1 protein-coding gene is annotated in these 703 nt (G+C 66.9%); it reads right to left on the bottom strand.

Annotated elements, in window-relative coordinates; genetic code table 11:
- Positions 1-142 precede the first annotated feature (142 nt).
- The coding region (locus tag NS334_RS16440) for a MutS-related protein (RefSeq protein WP_428835067.1) at positions 143-703 on the bottom strand (561 nt) is incomplete at its 5' end.

Here is a 703-nt window from a genome sequence, read left to right as displayed (position 1 = left end):
GCGTGGAATCTGGTGTTGTGGCGGATCGGGCGGAGGAAGCAGGCGCAGAAGGCGTAGGATGGTTAGAGCGAAGCGAAACCCATCATGCCTCCGCGCGTAGGAAAGTTGATGGGTTTCGCTTCGCTCTACCCATCCTACGCGGCTACCCCTTCGGCAGCTTCGCCCGCAACGCATACAGCGCATCCAGCGCCTCGCGCGGCGACATTTCGTCGGGGTGCAGCGCCTTCACGGCTTCCACCAGCAGATCGGCATCACTCGGCGGCTTGTCTTCGGCGGCGGCCCGGGAGGGGACGGCGAACAACGGCAGGTCGTCGGCCAGCGCACGTGCGGTCTGGCCGCGGTCCTGGGCCTCGAGCTTGGCCAGCACAGATTCGGCGCGGGTGATCACGGCGGGCGGCAGACCGGCGAGTTTCGCGACCTGGATGCCGTAGGAGCGGTCGGCGGAGCCCGGCAACACCTCGTGCAGGAACACGACGTCGCCCTGCCATTCCTTGACGCGCACCGTGGCGTTGAACATCCGCGGCAGCCTGGCCGAGAGCGCGGTGAGCTCATGATAGTGGGTGGCAAACAGCGTGCGGCAGCGGTTGCTCTCATGCAGATGCTCGATCGCGGCCCAGGCGATCGACAGGCCGTCGAAGGTCGCGGTACCGCGGCCGATCTCGTCGAGGATGACAAGCGACCGCTCGCCGGCCTGGTTGAGGAT

Source organism: Sphingomonas endophytica (genome assembly GCF_001476895.1).
In the GTDB taxonomy this organism is placed as follows: Bacteria; Pseudomonadota; Alphaproteobacteria; order Sphingomonadales; family Sphingomonadaceae; genus Sphingomonas; species Sphingomonas endophytica_A.
The sequence above is the reverse complement of the archived record's forward strand: the minus strand, read 5'-3'. Positions and strand labels throughout refer to the sequence as shown.